Below are 18022 nucleotides of genomic sequence, written 5' to 3' on the forward strand. Positions count from 1 at the left end.
TTCTAATAATAAAAATAGCCTAAGCAATATTAAATATAATTTGTGACAATTGCTAAATCTAAAATATAGAAATGCTTATCTTTATATTGAATAATGAATTTAACTCCAAAGCCTTGAGGAGAACAATAATATGGACGTCGTGAAGTATTTATATCACTCAGATCTGCTGTTAGAAGATGAAAAAGGATTGGCTATTATCGGTAGCGGACGCTATGTCCTGAGTGTAGGAGACAAGGTCGTGATTAAGCAGATCTTGGAGCAGGACAAAAAACGCTGTCTGGTCGAGATTTCCTTTGCCAGCAACAACCATAGTCAGACTTATGAAGATCAATGCGAATTAAAATTTGAGGGTTGTCGGGACGCTTTTCAGCAATACTTGAACTCGACGACAGTCCACTAAGGTGGAGTATCTTTTTCTAAGTAAATCAGGCAACATCGATGTTGCCTTTTTTATGCGTCGAATTTGGTTAAAAGTTGCCATATCTGTACTTAAATTATGCAATGCGATGATGATTTGATTATTGAATGATCTTTATAAGCATCATTTAGTTATAAAATAATGAGCATCACAAAGAAACACTGTACTTGCATTAACTTTTAACTGGAATTTTAGTAAAATTTTAGAGTCCATATTATTTGTGAAGCTTTTATAAAGCAGGAATTCACAGGTAATTTTTTAAAAAAGAGGAATAACACCGTGCTAGAAGCTTACCGCCAACACGTTGAAGAACGTGCCGCACTCGGAGTCCCACCGAAGCCACTTGATGATGCTCAAACTGCTGCATTAGTTGAATTATTAAAAAATCCCCCAGCTGGTGAAGAAGCATACTTAGTTGACTTGCTTGAAAACCGTGTTCCAGCGGGTGTTGACCAAGCTGCATACGTAAAAGCTGCGTTCTTAGCTGCATTGGCAAAAGGCGAAGCGACTTCTCCACTAGTTTCTAAAGAACGTGCGGTTTACTTACTGGGCACTATGCTTGGTGGTTATAACGTTGCTCCTTTAGTTGAACTTCTAGAAGACGCAGAGCTTGGTGGTCTTGCTGCTGAAGCTTTGAAAAAAACGCTTCTTGTATTTGATGCGTTCCATGACGTAGCTGATAAAGCACGTGCAGGTAATGCAAATGCAAAAGCTGTTCTTCAATCATGGGCTGACGCTGAATGGTTCACAAACCGTGCAGACGTTCCAGAAGAAATCAAACTGACAGTTTTCAAAGTAACTGGCGAAACTAACACTGATGACTTGTCTCCAGCACAAGACGCTTGGAGCCGTCCAGACATTCCATTGCACGCAAATGCAATGCTGAAAAACGAACGTGATGGCATCAACCCAGAAGTTCCTGGTGAAGTTGGTCCATTAAACCAAATTAAAGATCTCATCGCGAAAGGCAACAAAGTTGCTTACGTAGGTGACGTTGTTGGTACAGGTTCTTCTCGTAAATCTGCAACTAACTCTGTACTTTGGTTCTTCGGTGACGAAATCGCTCACATTCCTAACAAGAAAGAAGGCGGTTATTGCTTAGGTTCTAAAATTGCTCCGATTTTCTTCAACACTATGGAAGACGCTGGTGCGTTACCAGTTGAAATCGACGTAGCAAACATGAACATGGGTGATGAAATCACTCTTAAAATCGACAAGGCTGCTGCTAAAGTAACTGCGTTCAAAGACGGTGCTCAAATCGCTGAAGCTGACCTTAAAACTCCAGTACTTCTAGACGAAGTTCGTGCGGGTGGTCGTATTAACCTGATCATTGGTCGTGGTTTGACAACTAAAGCACGTGAAGAGCTTGGTCTTGAGCCTTCAACTCTGTTCCGTACTCCAGTACAACCTGCTGACACTGGCAAAGGCTTCACCCTTGCTCAGAAGATGGTTGGTCGCGCTTGTGGTCTTCCTGAAGGTCAAGGTATCCGTCCAGGTACTTACTGTGAACCACGTATGACCACTGTTGGTTCTCAAGATACAACTGGTCCTATGACTCGTGACGAACTGAAAGACTTGGCTTGCCTAGGCTTCTCTGCTGACTTGGTAATGCAATCTTTCTGTCACACAGCTGCGTATCCAAAACCAGTTGACGTTCAAATGCAACACACGCTTCCTGATTTCATCATGAACCGTGGTGGTGTTTCTCTACGTCCAGGTGACGGTATTATCCACTCTTGGTTAAACCGTATGCTTCTTCCAGATACTGTTGGTACTGGTGGTGACTCACATACTCGTTTCCCAATCGGTATTTCATTCCCAGCAGGTTCTGGTCTTGTAGCATTCGCTGCAGCAACTGGTGTTATGCCACTTGATATGCCAGAGTCTGTTCTTGTGAAGTTCAAAGGTAAAATGCAGCCTGGTATCACTCTACGTGACCTAGTTCATGCGATTCCTTATGTAGCGATCCAAGAAGGTGATCTGACTGTAGAGAAGAAAGGTAAGAAAAACATCTTCTCTGGCCGTATCCTTGAGATCGACCTGACAGAAATGGAAACTGACCTGACTGTTGAGCAAGCATTCGAACTTTCTGATGCTTCTGCTGAACGTTCTGCTGCTGGTTGTGCGATCACTCTTTCTGAAGAGAAAGTTGCTGAATACCTACGTTCTAACATCACTATGCTGAAGTGGATGATTTCACAAGGCTATGGCGATGCTCGTACTATGGCGCGCCGTGTAGAGAACATGGAAAAATGGTTGGCTAACCCATCACTTCTTAAAGCTGATGCTGATGCTGAATACACTAAAGTGTATGAAATCGACCTTTCTACAATCACAGAACCAGTTCTTTGCTGCCCGAACGACCCAGATGATGCAAAACTTCTTTCTGACGTTCAAGGCGTTAAAATTGATGAAGTATTCATCGGTTCTTGTATGACTAACATCGGTCACTTCCGTGCAGCTGGTAAACTTCTAGACAAAGTACCTGGTGGTTCTTTATCTACTCGTCTATGGTTGGCTCCTCCAACTCGTATGGACGAACACCAATTGATGGAAGAAGGTTTCTACAATACTTATGGTAAAGCTGGCGCTCGTACTGAAATGCCAGGCTGTTCATTATGTATGGGTAACCAAGCACGTGTAGCTCCGAACACTACTTGTGTATCGACTTCTACTCGTAACTTCCCGAACCGTCTAGGTCAAGGTGCTAACGTTTACCTAGCATCTGCTGAGCTTGCTTCTGTTGCTGCTGTATTGGGTAAATTACCTTCTCCAGAAGAATACCAACAGTACGCTGCTCAAATTGACAGTATGTCTGCTGACATCTACCAATACTTGAACTTCGACAAGATGAGCGAGTATACAGATGCTGCTAAAGACATCGATACTAAGAAAATTGCTGCTGCTCAATTAGCTTAATTTGTTGAAAAATAAATTAAATTGAGTTAAAAAAAAGGGCTGATTTATCAGCCCTTTTTTATTTTATAATAAAGAGTACGTCAATTTGTGTCGTATTGGGGTTGCCTAGTATTTACCTATTTTATAGTCTTTAAAAATATAAATTAAAAGATAGTACTGGTGAAGTACATGAAACTAGTTAACAGCAAAAGTTTTAAAGACTATCAATTAATGACTGACTCTCAGTTAATTGAAGAAACCAAAATTATAATGGTTAAAAATATACGAGAGCTGATATCTTGCAATAATAATTTAGCCAAAGAACTATATCATCGAGGTTTGACGAATAATGTATTTTTTAAATCAGAAACTAAAATTGAGAAATATAGTGTATTAGATAATGACGAGTTACTTAATTATGCATTAAATTTAATTAATATAATTGGAATCCAAGGATTAAATGCACTTAGAAAATATGATGGAGTTTTATATAAAATATTGACAGCACGTCAATTAACTAAAGATATAGCTAAAAAAGCTAATTTTATTAATAAAGGAAGAGAGACGAAGAAAAAAATATTAAAAAAAAGTAAAGAAGTTCCCAAAAGATTCCAGTATGGTCAAATGAGTGATATTGAATTATATGATGAAATTATTCAATTAAAACATGAAAGTCCAACAAAATTAAATAAATTTGATAGTGTTTTATATAGTGAATTAAATAGAATAGATAGAATTCAAGTAAAAATAAAGGTTCATAAAACTCTAGGTTGGAGAAGAATATATTGTGATTACAGAAAATTAGATATAAAAGGGTGGGTTGAAATTTGTAAGCAGTTTGAATCAAAACAAAAATTTCATACAGATTATTCTGCTGCTTATGCAAAAGTTATCAAAACAGAATATTGGAATAAAGTTTGTAATATAATGTATAATCTTGGCTATTGGTCTTCACTTTATGGATTAGATGGTAAAAATTATCAAAGTAAAGCAGAATTAATAGTAGCAAATTGGTTGTATGAAATTAAAATAAACAAAAAAAGTCATCCTAAACTTATCTTTGATTCTAAAAAATATTATTCTGATTTTTATTTAAGTGATATAAATACTTATATAGAAGTTTTTATGTTTTCAGAAAGAAGTTTTCAAAAAAGAGCAGATTTACCAAATTGGGCAGATGGATACTATGCGAAAAGATTATATAAAGAAAAAAAGTATAGAGAAAATATCTTAAATTTAATAGTTATAGAGGCTGAAATATATCGGTTAGATGGTATAGAAAAATATAAGGAACATATTTTCAATGTATTTAATAATTATGGAATTAAATTACCCTTAATTTCAAATGAAAGACTGTTATTTGGTACAGGTAGAAAAGGTCTAGATTGGACTCTTGACGATTTTGTTAATTATGCTGATGAAATGGGATGGGATAAGTTGTCAGATTTTCAAAAAAACGAAATTTCTCTCTATAATGTTCTGATATTAAGAAAAATGCGCTTGGATGTAGAGAATTTATTAAATGATAAATATGGTCGAAAAAAACGCGCAATAGGTGCAAATCTAATCCCACTTGAGATCTTAAAGGATTATTGTCTAAATAATAATATTACTATGAAAAAAGAGTATGAGAAGGCGTACAAAGAATCTGATCTACCAATGGGGGCACCTGCAGATATTAGACAATCCTATGGTACTTCATGGGCAGAATTTTTTGGTAGAAGATTTCGGTTTGATTTATGGCCTTGGGAAAAGGCTAGAGAATATGTTCGAAGTAGAGGTTTTAAAAGTAAAGCGGAGTTTACTCAAGCTGTCACTACCGAAACAGACACAGAAATGAAATATATACGGCGTAATCCTGGGAATAGAACATCTGGTGGGTACTCCGAATTTATTGATTGGTACGATTTTTTAGGAAAAAGGTAATTCAAAACTTATAAAAAGAGATGAATTGTACTAGCTTAAACCTGAGGTGATTGTTTTGGACTAAATATTTTTGGCTCAAATATTATTTTTGACCAAGACACTTGGGATCATGACTACTATGTCTGCGAAACCACCACAGACCAACAAGCCAAAAATTGGGTTTATGATATTTCACTACATTAATTTCCTCTGTTCAGGCTACAAATTAAACAATTACTAGAAACAATAACTTGCATAACATTTCTAAAATTGATTTTTCATACTGTTTTCCTAAAACTGTATGAAAATAAAGCCAATAGGGAATGTTATGAATTATGAGATCGATGCCTTTGGCACCTTGGTGATTGCAGTATTTTTTCTTTTTATTGGGCGGTATCTTGTTAGTAAAATTGGCTTCTTTAGAAACTATAACTTACCTGAGCCTGTAATCGGCGGTCTAATCGCAGCGATTACAGCTTTTATTCTCTATAAATTTTTTAATATCAGTGCCACATTTGACTCAGAAATCCAAACCATTCTGATGCTGATGTTCTTTACCTCTGTGGGTTTAAGTGCAGACTTTACCAAGCTCAAAGAAGGTGGGAAATCACTGCTGATCTTTCTGGTCTGTGTCATTCTATTTGTAGTTGTACAAAATGCGGTTGGCATGAGTTTAGCCACAGCACTTGGGCTTGATCCATTGATTGGTCTGATTGTCGGTTCTGTTACCTTAACGGGTGGACATGGTACTGCCGGTGCTTGGGGTGAAGTGCTTGAAACTCAATATGGAATACAGGGGGCAATTGTCCTCGGAATGGCAAGCGCTACTTTTGGTTTGATTATTGGTGGACTTGTGGGCGGTCCGGTTGCCAAATTCTTGATTAAACGCAATCAATTGGCAGAGACAGTAGCGCAAGAGACCAATGAGCAACAACTCGATACTAGCATCAACACCGCACCCTTCGAATATCCAAAGAAAACCCGACTGATCACAGCCAGTAATGCGGTATCAACTTTGGGGATGTTTGCCTTATGTATTTTTGTCGCCAATCAGATGACAGAAATCAGTCAGGGAAGATGGTTTGAACTGCCAACCTTTGTCTGGGCCTTAGGGACAGGGGTGATTGTACGTAACTTTCTGGAGCATGTACTGAAAGTCGATATTTTCGACCGTGCCATTGATGTATTTGGTAATGCGTCATTATCCCTGTATTTATCTATGGCCTTACTTTCACTGCAACTCTGGCTGCTGGCCGATTTGGCAGGCCCGCTCATTACCATTTTGTTTGCGCAGACAGCGGTACTAATTTTATTTACCGCAATTGTGACCTTTAGAATCATGGGAAAAAATTACGATGCAGCTGTATTGGTGGCGGGGCATTGTGGTTTTGGTATGGGAGCAACTCCAACTGCGATTGCCAATATTCAGGCGGTCACCAATAGTTATGGTCCATCACATAAAGCATTTTTGATCGTACCGCTGTGTGGTGCATTTTTTATTGATATTGTGAATGCTGTGGTGATTCAGAGCATCATTGCATTTTTCGGTTAAATTTTAATACGACTTCAAAATCATACAGACATAAAAAAGCCCCATGGTTAGGGGCTAGTCGTATGCACATCTGAGGCACATACTGTAAGAGGCTCATCTCATACTGAGCGTATTAAAGCACATTAACCTATTAATAGCCATTTAAATCATCTTTAGGCAGATAACTGTTGCTCAATGACTGGCCATAAGTTTTGATGTGACTTCTTGAACATCAGCATATGGCCAATCCCTTTATGACCATATTCTTGGGGTTTTAGTTCAATCATTTCTGTTGCTGCTTTTGGATATAAGCGCAGCAAGTCTTTGACATTCGCTTGAGTGGCGATTTCATCATCCGAAGCCCAGATTGATGTGATCGAGCAGGTGATCTGGGCATGATAGTCATGTGCCGGTGAGATCTTTTTACCAATCGCATTGATGACATAACCCGGTTTACTACAAAATTCTGCCCATTCACGTGCCACATCTTTTGGCAGGTTTTCACCCATACCAATCGCTTGGGTTGGGCCATAGCCTTTGGTGATACGTGCCAATGGAAAAATGATATTGAACATCACTGGCGCTAGTAATTTAGTGCGACCCCTTAAACCTTTAACATGACCAGTCGATCCGGCAATTGCCACGACTTTTTCCACTTTGGCATAGCTTGGGACAATACCCAGAAGCTGTCCACCAGCACTATGACCGAGTAAGATGACCTTTGCTGCCTGAGTTTTAGCTAATAGCGCATCTATCGCAGCCGGAATGTCCAGTTGTCCCCATTGCACAATACTGGCTTTAGACTGTTTAACCGAACCTTTTAAAGATTCCCCAATACCTCGAAAATCAAATACCATTACGGCATAACCCTGAGTTTGCAACCAGCAGCTAAAAATATGATAAAACTGTTTGGTAATGCCAGTCGCAGGACAGATTAATATGGGAGATTTCTTACTTTCAGTCTCAGTGACTGGATAAAAACGTGCACTTAATTGATAGCCATCCTGGCACTTTAGAGTCAATGTTTCGAATTCAGACATGGGCTACACTATATTTTTGAATCAGAATGAATGCTTAAATTTACCTGACTTCTTCAAAGAAACTTGTTAAAACAATGACTAAAAAGTCAGTACGATGATAAAAAACGGAAAGAAAATATGCAGGGAATAGAACTTGATCTGGCAGTAAAGATCGCGATTATTTTTAGTGGAATATTCTTATGGGTGGGGATGTTAACCGGAGTATGGAAGTATTGGCAAATCCGCCAGTCTGTCAATTCACGGGCGCATTATTATGTGGATATTGCGCATCGCAGCAGTCTGCTTTATGCCCCTGCGACATTGATTCTGGCAGTATTGGCTTACTATTCAGCACTATCTTCGCAGATTAATTTGATCTGTGTATTGATCAATGTTCTCTTTTTCAGTTTCTCGATTGGCGCTTATATCTTGCATGGGTTTTTGAAAGACACCACTAATCAGTTTAAGCGACCGCATCAACTAGGTAAATTTCAGTTGCCGGGCGTGCTTATGACTTTGGCAATGTTAGGTTTAATTATTGCAGAATTAGGAGGAACAAGTGTGCTTCTTTATGGGGCGGCGGTCGGATTATTCTAATTTTTTAATAGTTGATTTTATTTTTTGAGCTTTAAGCTCAATTTATTTCTTTTCTGCCAGATGGATGACTGGCCAGATCATCCACTGGGGTATAAATTTATTAATAAATTATCGGTATTTCTGGTCGATCACAGCCCATAAGAAAAAGGCTGCCGAGACAATCAAGGCATAACCGACGTACTCAAATTTTAAATTGCCTTGAATTAAACAATGCACAATCAAGGTCAGCATAAGCGCAACCGTGGTGCTCAAGAAAGTCACCAGATTGGTATTTGCCTTAAGAGCGTCAATGAAGACTTGCTTTTTGAAATGTACTGATAACATCTCCATCCCTCCCGTTTATTTGTATTATTGAAGAGTAAATCTTATTGATTTAGTCTGAATTGAATATACAGTTGTACTTCTTAATTTCAACCTTTGCAACTATTTAAGTGAACTTTAACAGTTAAAAAAGGCCTTCTTTAGTCGTATTACTGTACTTATCAATGATTGCATCCGAATCATCATCTTAAACATTTCAGCGAGGGCAGTTCGACTGAAGTGTGCAAGCGATCATTCATTGCTACCATAGGGAAAAGCAAATTCTACGCCAAAGATTTGTAGAGATAATCTAGAAAATGTAAGTCTATGTAGAATGATGAAGGTGAGTTGGTTTAATCAGGAAACAATATGTTTAAAAAACAGTAAAATAGAGAGTTGTATTGATCTTCTGCTAAAGAATGAAAACGGAAGTAAGAAAGAAGCTAATTAAAATAATTGATTAAAAGTTTATAAAGCTTTCTAAAATACAATTTGGCTATGATGAGAAGGTTAGGGTGTAAACAATAAATGCCGGTTTGGGTAAAACCTGACAGATATTGATCACGCTAAAACCGGATTTTGGGTAAAAATACGATTTTTATGACCTCTTAGAAAGATTAATTTCTGATGCGGTCAATCACAGCGGCAATGACAAGAACAATAAGAGATGGAATCAGCCATGCCATATTTTGTTCAGAAAGCGGTAAGTTCTGTAGCAATTCAGGTAATTCAAGACCAGCAACTTTAAGCCCATCAAAAACACCGAAAATAAATGCAACCAGTGTGGTCGGTGCAACAACTTGAGCAGGCTTTTGAAAGAAATGACCGCAGAAGCTTAGCAGGATCACTGCAATCGCAGGCGGATAAATCGCGCTCAATACAGGCACAGAAACGGCAATTAGTTTGGTCAAACCAAGATTTGAAATCACCAGCGAGAAGCCGACCAGTACAAAGACAAAGGCTTTATAAGGCAGTTTGGTAATAGACGAGAAATATTCAGCACATGCGCAGGTCAAACCAATCGCAGTCACCATGCAGGCAACAAAGATCATGGTAGCAAGGAAATAAGCACCCATATCACCAAAAGCATGTTGTACATAGGCATGCAGAATAATCGCACCATTCGCAGCATTAGGGGCAACATCGTGACTACCTAGGCCTAGTTTAAACAGGCTGAGATACACCAGCGTCAAACCGATACCAGAAATAATCGCTGCATTGACTGCATATTTGGTAATCAGCTTGCGATCCGTTACGCCACGAGAAGTAATCGCACGCACGATCACAATACCAAAGACCAATGCGCCTAAGGTATCCATGGTCAGATAACCATTAACGATGCCTTCAGTGACCGGACTTGTAACATAGTTGCCCACTGCAGCAGGTGGTTTGCCGGCAGGAATCAACACTGCAGCACCGCCTAAAATGATCAATGCGATAATTTTTACCGGAGACAGGAAGTAACCAACCGTATCCAGAATCTTATTTGGATAAAGAGAAACCAGAGTCACTACAGCAAAATAGATCACACTATAGATCAGCAGGTTGCTAGGTGCATTGCCAAAGTATGAAGAGAAGCCGATTTCATAAGAAACGGTTGCGGTACGTGGTGTCGCGAATAAAGGTCCAACCGTCAGATAACACACAACAGTCAGTAAAAGACTGGCAGCTTTACCTAATGGAGAACTTAAGATCTGGATGGAACCTTCAACACGTGACAATGCCACGATGGTGATGACAGGTAGGCCAACTGCCGTAATCAGGAAACCTAGGGCAGCTAACCATACATGCTCACCGGCTTGTTGAGCCACAATCGGTGGAAAGATAATGTTGCCCGCACCAATGAACAGTGCAAAGGTCATAAAACCTAAGGCCACAATATCTCTTGTACGGAGACTTGTCATAGAGGGAGAACAAATAAATAAAAGAAAGCGATTTTAGTGTATATATGATGATTTTTGGAGTTTAATTTAATGCCGAAAGCCTTGATTTTACTGATCTTGATGATCGGATAATATGAACTTTAAAAGCTTGGTAGAAATATATCTTTGATATTCAGTTGAAAAAATTATAATTTATTTTTAAATAAATAAATCATTTAGGCTCCATTTCATCATTTTAAGCTTATTGTTTGTATAAATAAGCAGCATTGAGATTCTCTAGAGCAAGTTTTAAGAATTGTCATGCAGAGCGAACAAATGCGCATCTTGGCTGAAAAAGGACTATAATTTCCCGATTCACCTTGAGGATAGATCCATGCGAGCTCCAGCGATTACTCTGAAAACCGAACAAGATATCGAAAAATTACGTATATCTGGGCGTTTGGCTGCACAGGTTTTGGAAATGATCGGGGAGCATGTCAAGCCGGGTGTCACAACTGAATATCTGGATGACATCTGTCATGATTTTATCGTCAATACACTAAAAGTGACGCCAGCTAATATTGGCTATTATGGTTATACCAAAACCACCTGTATTTCACCGAATGAAGTGGTTTGTCATGGTATTCCATCTCCGAATACTGTCTTGCAAGACGGCGATATTATTAATATTGACGTTGCGATTATTAAAGATAGTTATTTTGGCGATACCAGCCGAATGTATTATGTCGGTACACCATCTCCTGAAGCCAAACGTCTGGTCGAAACCACTTATGAAGCTATGGTTGCCGGGATTCATGCCGTTAAACCGGGTGCAACTTTAGGCGATATTGGTTATGCAATCCAGTCTGTTGCACAGCGTGAAGGCTATACCATTGTGCGTGAATACTGTGGCCATGGGATTGGTAAAATTTATCACGAACAGCCAAACATTCTGCATTACGGACAACCAGGTCAGGGCATCAAACTGGTACCCGGTATGGTCTTTACCATTGAACCTATGGTCAACATGGGTAAAGCGCGTGTTAAAGAGTTGAAGGACGGCTGGACAGTCGTGACTGCAGATAAATCCTGGTCGGCTCAATGGGAACACATGGTAGTCGTGACTGAAACAGGTTTTGAACTATTATCGCCGTGGCCAGAAGGCACTGGCGAATATCCGGAAATTTAAATTATTTTTCATGTTATGCATTGAAATACAGTAGCTTACATAAATTACAGCATACGTGTTATTAATGACAAAAGCCTACAAAATACTACATGAAGAAGTGGTTTAACCAGCCAAATTCTCTTAATCTATTTATAGTTAGTTGATATTTGCTTTGTTAGATGTCTGATTGCTGTGTATTAGATTTGGCTTGGCGGTAGTAGTTTCCTTTCGTTCACTTCATGCTGTAGTGAATCGTTTTTATTAGCTCATTTTTCCCCAAGAATGAGCTATTTTTTTTTGCCGGAAATATGTCTATTTATACAAGATGCAGATGCTCAACCAGATAATCAATAAATACTCTTACAGCTGGTAACAGACCACGACGGGAAGGATAAACCAGATGGAAAATTCCATGTGCCGTTTTCCAGTCTGAAAGTACCCGAACCAGTTCGCCCCGTTCTATATATTGCTGCACGACATTATCGGGCAATAAGGTAATACCACAGCCTGAAGCTGCCAGTTGTGCCAGCATATTCAGGTCTGATCCCATTACGGTCGGGTTGATCCGGATTTTCTTCTGTTGCTGCTGCTCATTCTGCAATATCAGGAACTGTTCAGTATGTTCCTCAGCCATGCTTAAAATTTTATGTTCAGAGAGCTGTTCAGGTGTTTTAAGATCGCCAAATTCATTTAAATAGCCCTGACTGGCAAACAGATGCTGTTCAATTTTTTCAAACTGACGAATTACCAGATTCGGATCATCATCCAGGCTGGTCCGTACCCGTAAGGCCAGATCAAAACCTTCATTAATAATGTCCACACGTCGATTGGTGATCATCATCTGGACTTTAATTTCAGGATATTTTTTCAGGAAATCCGGCAGGATTTTTGCCATTTCATTCTGGGCAATGGAGACGGGCAGGCTGATTTTAATGGTACCACGCGGTTCAGTACTGAGATGATCCACCAGATCATGGGCGGCCTGTGCTGCACTGAGCATCACTTGTGCATGTCGATAGATATTCATGCCAATATCAGTGACTGCAAAATGGCGAGAACTACGCTGAATCAGGCGGACACCAAGGCGTTCTTCCAGATTATAAACACGGCGGCTGAGCTTGGATTTGGGAATATCGGTGGCACGTTCGGCTGCACTAAAGCCGCCATGTTCAACGACCTGCGCAAAACAGTAAAAATCATCCAGATCAGTCAGCATCGTTTAATTCCATTCCTGCAACAATAGGCTGATTAAAAAATGATTGTTGCATACTGTCAACTATAGAATACGAATTTTGAATGATGACTAGATCTCGGACTCAAGTAATTTAAGCAAGGTCTTCATGCCTTCTGTGGCTGTCTGGGAAATCTTGTGAAACTGGGCGGGTAAATGTTGTTGATCTGCTTTGGGATCAATATAATAAGCTGTGCAGTGAGCTGTAATCTCATGGATTAAGCCAGCAACAGGATATACTTGCAGACTAGTTCCAATAACCACGAAAATGTCAGCATCCTGTACACAATCTTGTGCTTCTTCATAAGCAGGTACGGCTTCGCCAAACCAGACTACATGTGGACGTAGTGGATAGCCCTCCTTACAGAAGTGTTTAGTTAAATCTAATTCAGTCCCTTCAATCGGATAAAACTCGGTGGTGTACTGACAATTCGGGCCTGAGGTTTTGGCTAGGCGGATATTGCCATGCAGGTGAATAACCTTGGAGCTTCCAGCACGTTCATGCAGATCATCAATATTTTGAGTAATCACATGGACATCAAAATCATCTTCAAGTTCGGCAATGAGTTGATGAGCTGCATTTGACTGCGCTTCCAGAATGTTTTTACGTCGGGCATTATAAAAGCGTTGCACCAGTTCCGGATTTTTAGCCCAAGCTTCGGGTGTCGCCACTTCTTCTATACGATACTGTTCCCAAAGCCCATCACTATCACGGAAGGTGTTGATCCCACTTTCCGCACTCATGCCAGCACCTGAAAACACCACCAGTTTTTTCATGATTTCTTCTCCTGAATCTTTAGGCCGCTGAAGAACTGTATTGAGAATTTTCTTTCAGAAAGATACCGAGCTCCCTGGCAAATTTGAGTGGTTCGGTCAGTAAGGGGGTATGGCCAGATTTCGTGAAAAATACCTGTTTAGCCTGAGGCAGGCTTTGAGCAATTAGGCGCTGACCTTCCACAGGATAAAGTTTTGACTGCACACCGCTAAAGAAAGTTACTGGACAAGTAAGCTTCGTCAGAGCTTCACGATAATCTTCCTGATGATATAAATAATTATTGATGTACCACGTCATATAATCCACCCGGCTAGAAGGCAGGAGCAGGCTTTGCAGACGAGGTTGATTCATGATGAACTTAAATACTTTCAAACTGGCTGGACGATCATTTTGTAGCTGGATAAAGCGCAGCCATAATGCTGCAATCTGCTGACGTACTGCAGTATCCAGATCCCGAATGAATTCAATATGCTGATGTTCTGCAAGTAGTGATGAAAGCTGCTGCAAAATTTCAATAAATTCCTGATGGCGTGGACCAAAAAGTCCAAATGCCCAGGCATCATCCACCGGAATCTTCGGTGTTTGATCAATATGCAAATAAGCTGCTATGTGTTTGGAAAAATCTCCATAGCACAAGCCATGCATGGTAGTGGTTGCGCCCATAGAGTAAGCAATTACAATGAATTGATCTAAATTGAGCTGCTGGATCACCGACTGAACATCAAGCCAGTGACTGGAAATCGCATCCAGGTCTTGCGGGATTTTGCAGTGACTAGACGCCCCAAAACCGCGCCATTCAGGAATGATAAAGCGGAAATTTTTCTGATGTGGATAGAGAAAAGCTGCCCATTGCCAGCTCAACATGCCCAGACCGGATAGGACCAGTACAGGTTGACCCTGACCGTATTCACGTACAAATAACTGTTCGCCATCTGCCATGGTATAGAAGGGCATGCATATCTCCGTATTTATAATTTTTCTACATCGAATTGTTTAAGTCTGGGAATAACCTGTTCCAGCCAGGCAATCCAGCCCAGTTCCTGATCAATACCCAGTTGCAGAATCATTTTATGAATATACAGGGTTCGGTCATTTTCGTCAGCTTGAGCAAAGTCTTTGGCGAAAATATGCTGATAGGTTTTAAGCTTTTCTTTATGTATTTCTAGATGTCGTTCCAGTTCAGGTAAGGTGCTGTTGCCGCCAAGCTGGGCTTCTGCACGCAGACGAACCATCAATTCTTCACGAAGCTGTGCAGGAGAACTATGCTCCAGCATCCAGTTAGCCAGTTCTTCCCGGCCGAGTCGTTCTACCTGATAGGTTTTTTTACGGCTATGAGAATCTTCCTCTTCTATGGTCGAAATCCAGCCTTTTTGCAGCATGGCATTCAATTCACGATAGATCTGCTGATGGGTGGCATTCCAGAAGAAACCCATGGAGCGGTCAAAACGGCGTGCTAGCTCAATGCCGGTACTCGGTTTCTCAATCAGGCTGGTGAGTAAAACATGTGATAAAGACATAAACGTCTCAAAAAAGTGACTCGGGATTATTATGCAACATGTTGCATAAAAATCAATTCTGCACTATAAATTAGTGCAACAAGTTGCATAAGGCTGATGCTTGATGGAAATAAATCAGTCAGCCTGAATAAAAATAGCCAGCACATCTGCACGCTAGGGAGTTGAAATGTCTAAATATCCGAATTTACTTGCCCCACTGGATCTGGGTTTTACCACGCTTAAAAACCGTGTCTTGATGGGCTCTATGCATGTGGGTCTAGAAGAAGCACCGGGTGGTTATAATCGGATGGCTGCCTTTTATGCAGAACGTGCCAAGGGCGGTGTGGCTTTAATCGTCACGGGTGGTATTTCACCGAATGATTATGGCGTCACTTTTCAGGGCGGTTCCAAGCTCGACACGATTGAAGAAGCTGAAAAGCATAAAATCATTACTCAAGCCGTGCATGAGGCTGGCGGGAAAATTGCCATGCAGATCCTGCATACCGGCCGTTACTCTTATCAGGCGGAAAATGTCGCGCCGTCTCCAATTCAGGCACCGATTAATCCAGTCAAACCGCATGCCTTAAGCTCTGCTGAAGTGCAGCAAACCATTGATGACTTTGCCAACTGTGCCAGACTGGCTCAATACGCCGGTTATGACGGTGTCGAAATCATGGGTTCAGAAGGTTACCTGATCAATGAGTTCATCGCAGCGCGTACCAATCATCGTGATGATGAATGGGGTGGTAGTTATGAAAACCGTATCCGTTTCCCGATTGAAATTGTACGCCGTACCCGTGAAATGGTCGGTGAGAATTTTATTATTATCTATCGTCTTTCCATGCTGGATCTGGTTGAAGGCGGTTCAACTCTAGAAGAAGTAATCCAACTGGCCAAAGCCATTGAGAAAGCGGGCGCGACGATTATTAATACCGGTATTGGCTGGCATGAAGCGCGTATTCCGACCATTGCTACCAAAGTGCCACGTGCGGCCTTTACTTGGGTTACGCGCAAGCTAAAAGGTCAGGTGAGTATTCCTCTTATTACCTCTAACCGTATTAATACGCCGGAAATGGCAGAATATGTCCTGGCTACAGGCGATGCCGATATGGTGTCAATGGCACGTCCAATGCTGGCAGACTCTGAGTTTGTCTTAAAAGCAGAACAGGGCCGTAGTGATGAAATTAATACCTGTATCGGTTGTAATCAGGCCTGTCTGGATCATATTTTCTCGATGAAAATTGCTACCTGTCTGGTGAATCCACGCGCGTGTTATGAAACTGAACTGATCTTTAAAGAAACCAATGTAGCGAAAAATATTGCAGTGATTGGTGCAGGACCAGCGGGTTTAAGCTTTGCCATCTATGCAGCAGGTCGTGGTCATCATGTCACTGTATTCGAAGCTTCAGCGCAGATTGGTGGGCAATTTAATATTGCGAAGACCATTCCAGGTAAGGAAGAGTTTTATGAAACCTTACGTTATTTCAAACGTCAGATTGAGTTGCAACCACGTATTCAATTGAAATTAAATTGCACCGCGACCTTTGATCAGCTGATTTCAGCCGAATTTGATGACATTGTGGTTGCCACTGGGGTGACACCGCGTCAGCTCGATATTCCTGGAATTGATCATCCTAAAGTGTTGTCTTATCTGGAGGTACTAAGAGAGCGTAAACCAGTCGGCCAGCGTGTAGCGATTATTGGTGCAGGGGGTATTGGCTTTGATACGGCTGAGATGCTCAGTCATGGGACCGAAAGTGGTAGCGTCAATCCGGAAAAATTCTATGATGAATGGGGAATCGATACTAACTATGAAAATGTCGGTGGACTCAAGACCGCCAATGTAGAACAGCCTGAACGTGAAATTTATTTATTGCAGCGTAAAGCAGCTTCTGTCGGTTCAAGTCTGGGTAAAACCACAGGCTGGATTCACCGTGCTGGCTTAAAGCATCGTAATGTCAAAATGATTGCCGGTGCAAGCTATGAAAAAATTGATGATCAAGGTCTGCATGTGATGGTAAATGATCAACCTGCAGTGTTAGACGTAGATAATGTCATTATCTGTGCTGGTCAGGAATCTTATACTGCCATGTTTGATGAACTGAAAGCTGCCGGTAAAAACGTGCATCTCATTGGTGGTGCGAAAGAAGCAGGTGAGCTGGATGCTAAACGTGCAATCCGTCAGGGTGCTGAATTGGCTGCGGTGATTTGATTGATAAAACTTAAAAGATGACAGTTTTTGCTTTCATGCGAAATTGTCATGAAAGAAAGTTGATTGTTCCCTCTCCTTTGTTAAAGGAGAGGGTTAGGGAGAGGATTCTATTCTGAAACACCAGAATCCCCCTAAATCCCCCTATTTGCAAAGAGGGACTTTACAACAAAAAGGAAATAATAATGACACTACAAACAACCCAAACTGCAATTATGCGTTGGCATGAAATGTTGGAAACACGTGACATGTCCATATTGAATGAACTCCTCGCGGACGATGTCGTATTCCGCTCACCCGTGGCTTTTCAGCCTTATCCCGGGAAACAGGTTGTATTTTTTATCTTGACCAATGTGGTTCAGGTCTTTGAAAACTTCAGTTATCACCGCGAATTTCTTAGTGAAGATGGTAACAATGTTGTACTTGAGTTCTCCGCCAATGTCGGCGATAAGAAACTTAAGGGAATCGACATGATTCAGTTCAATGATGAAGGTCAGATCATTGATTTTGAAGTAATGATACGACCAAAATCTGGACTTGAAGCCTTAGCTATAGAAATGGGCCAGCGGATTCAGGCTTATCAGGCTAATACTTAATTTCCTAAAATTGATTC

15 protein-coding genes are annotated in these 18022 nt (G+C 40.6%); 8 read left to right on the forward strand and 7 right to left on the reverse strand.

The window, feature by feature from the left end; genetic code table 11:
• Positions 1-130: 130 nt before the first annotated feature.
• The 4 genes from FTU19_RS09560 to gltS all read left to right on the forward strand — a co-directional run bounded on the left by FTU19_RS09560 (position 131) and on the right by gltS (position 6773).
• On the forward strand, positions 131-400 hold the full coding sequence (locus FTU19_RS09560; protein WP_180104218.1) for a hypothetical protein: 270 nt from the start codon (positions 131-133) through the stop codon (positions 398-400).
• A gap of 297 nt (positions 401-697) precedes the next feature.
• Complete coding sequence (locus FTU19_RS09565; RefSeq protein WP_004783803.1) at positions 698-3337, forward strand: bifunctional aconitate hydratase 2/2-methylisocitrate dehydratase; 2640 nt, start codon at positions 698-700, stop codon at positions 3335-3337.
• Between the two features lie 168 nt (positions 3338-3505).
• Positions 3506-5242: a hypothetical protein gene (locus tag FTU19_RS09570; protein ID WP_166134911.1), complete on the forward strand. Its 1737-nt coding sequence runs from the start codon at positions 3506-3508 to the stop codon at positions 5240-5242.
• Between the two features lie 307 nt (positions 5243-5549).
• Positions 5550-6773: a sodium/glutamate symporter gene (gene gltS / locus FTU19_RS09575; RefSeq protein WP_166134908.1), complete on the forward strand. Its 1224-nt coding sequence runs from the start codon at positions 5550-5552 to the stop codon at positions 6771-6773.
• 152 nt (positions 6774-6925) lie between these two features.
• Here gltS and FTU19_RS09580 read toward each other — a convergent pair whose 3' ends face one another.
• Positions 6926-7792, reverse strand: coding sequence for an alpha/beta fold hydrolase (locus FTU19_RS09580; protein WP_180130917.1), 867 nt, complete (start codon positions 7790-7792; stop codon positions 6926-6928).
• A gap of 117 nt (positions 7793-7909) precedes the next feature.
• Between FTU19_RS09580 and FTU19_RS09585 the strand changes: the two genes are divergently transcribed.
• On the forward strand, positions 7910-8368 hold the full coding sequence (locus FTU19_RS09585) for a hypothetical protein (protein ID WP_166134903.1): 459 nt from the start codon (positions 7910-7912) through the stop codon (positions 8366-8368).
• A 108-nt stretch (positions 8369-8476) separates the two neighbouring features.
• Here FTU19_RS09585 and FTU19_RS09590 read toward each other — a convergent pair whose 3' ends face one another.
• A complete protein-coding gene (locus FTU19_RS09590; protein ID WP_004783783.1) occupies positions 8477-8692 on the reverse strand; it encodes a hypothetical protein in 216 nt (71 codons plus the stop codon).
• Between the two features lie 593 nt (positions 8693-9285).
• Positions 9286-10572, reverse strand: a complete 1287-nt coding sequence (brnQ, locus tag FTU19_RS09595) for a branched-chain amino acid transport system II carrier protein (RefSeq protein WP_180130920.1) — start codon at positions 10570-10572, stop codon at positions 9286-9288.
• A 352-nt stretch (positions 10573-10924) separates the two neighbouring features.
• On the opposite strand from brnQ, the gene map reads away from it, so the two are divergent.
• Positions 10925-11719, forward strand: coding sequence for a type I methionyl aminopeptidase (map, locus tag FTU19_RS09600; protein WP_180130923.1), 795 nt, complete (start codon positions 10925-10927; stop codon positions 11717-11719).
• Positions 11720-12014: 295 nt separating this feature from the next.
• Here map and FTU19_RS09605 read toward each other — a convergent pair whose 3' ends face one another.
• From FTU19_RS09605 to FTU19_RS09620, 4 genes are all read right to left on the reverse strand, one after another.
• Positions 12015-12914, reverse strand: coding sequence for a LysR substrate-binding domain-containing protein (locus FTU19_RS09605; RefSeq protein ID WP_166134896.1), 900 nt, complete (start codon positions 12912-12914; stop codon positions 12015-12017).
• An 87-nt stretch (positions 12915-13001) separates the two neighbouring features.
• Positions 13002-13706 carry a Sir2 family NAD-dependent protein deacetylase gene (locus tag FTU19_RS09610; protein WP_180130926.1) on the reverse strand — a complete coding sequence of 235 codons (705 nt, stop codon included), beginning with the start codon at positions 13704-13706 and terminating at the stop codon, positions 13002-13004.
• A 19-nt stretch (positions 13707-13725) separates the two neighbouring features.
• Entirely contained in the window at positions 13726-14658 is a 933-nt protein-coding gene (locus FTU19_RS09615) for an alpha/beta fold hydrolase (RefSeq protein ID WP_180130929.1), read from the reverse strand.
• A gap of 14 nt (positions 14659-14672) precedes the next feature.
• Complete coding sequence (locus tag FTU19_RS09620) at positions 14673-15221, reverse strand: PadR family transcriptional regulator (RefSeq protein ID WP_166134890.1); 549 nt, start codon at positions 15219-15221, stop codon at positions 14673-14675.
• Between the two features lie 166 nt (positions 15222-15387).
• Here FTU19_RS09620 and FTU19_RS09625 point away from each other — a divergent pair, with 166 nt between their 5' ends.
• Together FTU19_RS09625 and FTU19_RS09630 are read left to right on the forward strand one after the other, a co-directional pair.
• Positions 15388-17412 carry an NADPH-dependent 2,4-dienoyl-CoA reductase gene (locus FTU19_RS09625; RefSeq protein ID WP_180130932.1) on the forward strand — a complete coding sequence of 675 codons (2025 nt, stop codon included), beginning with the start codon at positions 15388-15390 and terminating at the stop codon, positions 17410-17412.
• Between the two features lie 182 nt (positions 17413-17594).
• The gene (locus FTU19_RS09630; protein WP_180130935.1) at positions 17595-18005 is read left to right on the forward strand and encodes a nuclear transport factor 2 family protein; all 411 of its coding nucleotides are present in this window, start codon (positions 17595-17597) and stop codon (positions 18003-18005) included.
• Positions 18006-18022: the final 17 nt, after the last annotated feature.

This window comes from Acinetobacter sp. YH12072 (assembly GCF_013419565.1).
Classification (GTDB): Bacteria; Pseudomonadota; Gammaproteobacteria; order Pseudomonadales; family Moraxellaceae; genus Acinetobacter.

Bases quoted from the DNA above. Each gene is read 5' to 3' on its own strand.
- FTU19_RS09560 (WP_180104218.1), top strand. From the start codon at position 131: ATGGACGTCGTGAAGTATTTATATCACTCAGATCTGCTGTTAGAAGAT.
- FTU19_RS09570 (WP_166134911.1), top strand. From the start codon at position 3,506: ATGAAACTAGTTAACAGCAAAAGTTTTAAAGACTATCAATTAATGACT.
- gltS (WP_166134908.1), top strand. From the start codon at position 5,550: ATGAATTATGAGATCGATGCCTTTGGCACCTTGGTGATTGCAGTATTT.
- FTU19_RS09580 (WP_180130917.1), bottom strand. From the start codon at position 7,792: ATGTCTGAATTCGAAACATTGACTCTAAAGTGCCAGGATGGCTATCAA.
- FTU19_RS09585 (WP_166134903.1), top strand. From the start codon at position 7,910: ATGCAGGGAATAGAACTTGATCTGGCAGTAAAGATCGCGATTATTTTT.
- FTU19_RS09590 (WP_004783783.1), bottom strand. From the start codon at position 8,692: ATGTTATCAGTACATTTCAAAAAGCAAGTCTTCATTGACGCTCTTAAG.
- brnQ (WP_180130920.1), bottom strand. From the start codon at position 10,572: ATGACAAGTCTCCGTACAAGAGATATTGTGGCCTTAGGTTTTATGACC.
- map (WP_180130923.1), top strand. From the start codon at position 10,925: ATGCGAGCTCCAGCGATTACTCTGAAAACCGAACAAGATATCGAAAAA.
- FTU19_RS09605 (WP_166134896.1), bottom strand. From the start codon at position 12,914: ATGCTGACTGATCTGGATGATTTTTACTGTTTTGCGCAGGTCGTTGAA.
- FTU19_RS09610 (WP_180130926.1), bottom strand. From the start codon at position 13,706: ATGAAAAAACTGGTGGTGTTTTCAGGTGCTGGCATGAGTGCGGAAAGT.
- FTU19_RS09615 (WP_180130929.1), bottom strand. From the start codon at position 14,658: ATGCCCTTCTATACCATGGCAGATGGCGAACAGTTATTTGTACGTGAA.
- FTU19_RS09620 (WP_166134890.1), bottom strand. From the start codon at position 15,221: ATGTCTTTATCACATGTTTTACTCACCAGCCTGATTGAGAAACCGAGT.
- FTU19_RS09625 (WP_180130932.1), top strand. From the start codon at position 15,388: ATGTCTAAATATCCGAATTTACTTGCCCCACTGGATCTGGGTTTTACC.
- FTU19_RS09630 (WP_180130935.1), top strand. From the start codon at position 17,595: ATGACACTACAAACAACCCAAACTGCAATTATGCGTTGGCATGAAATG.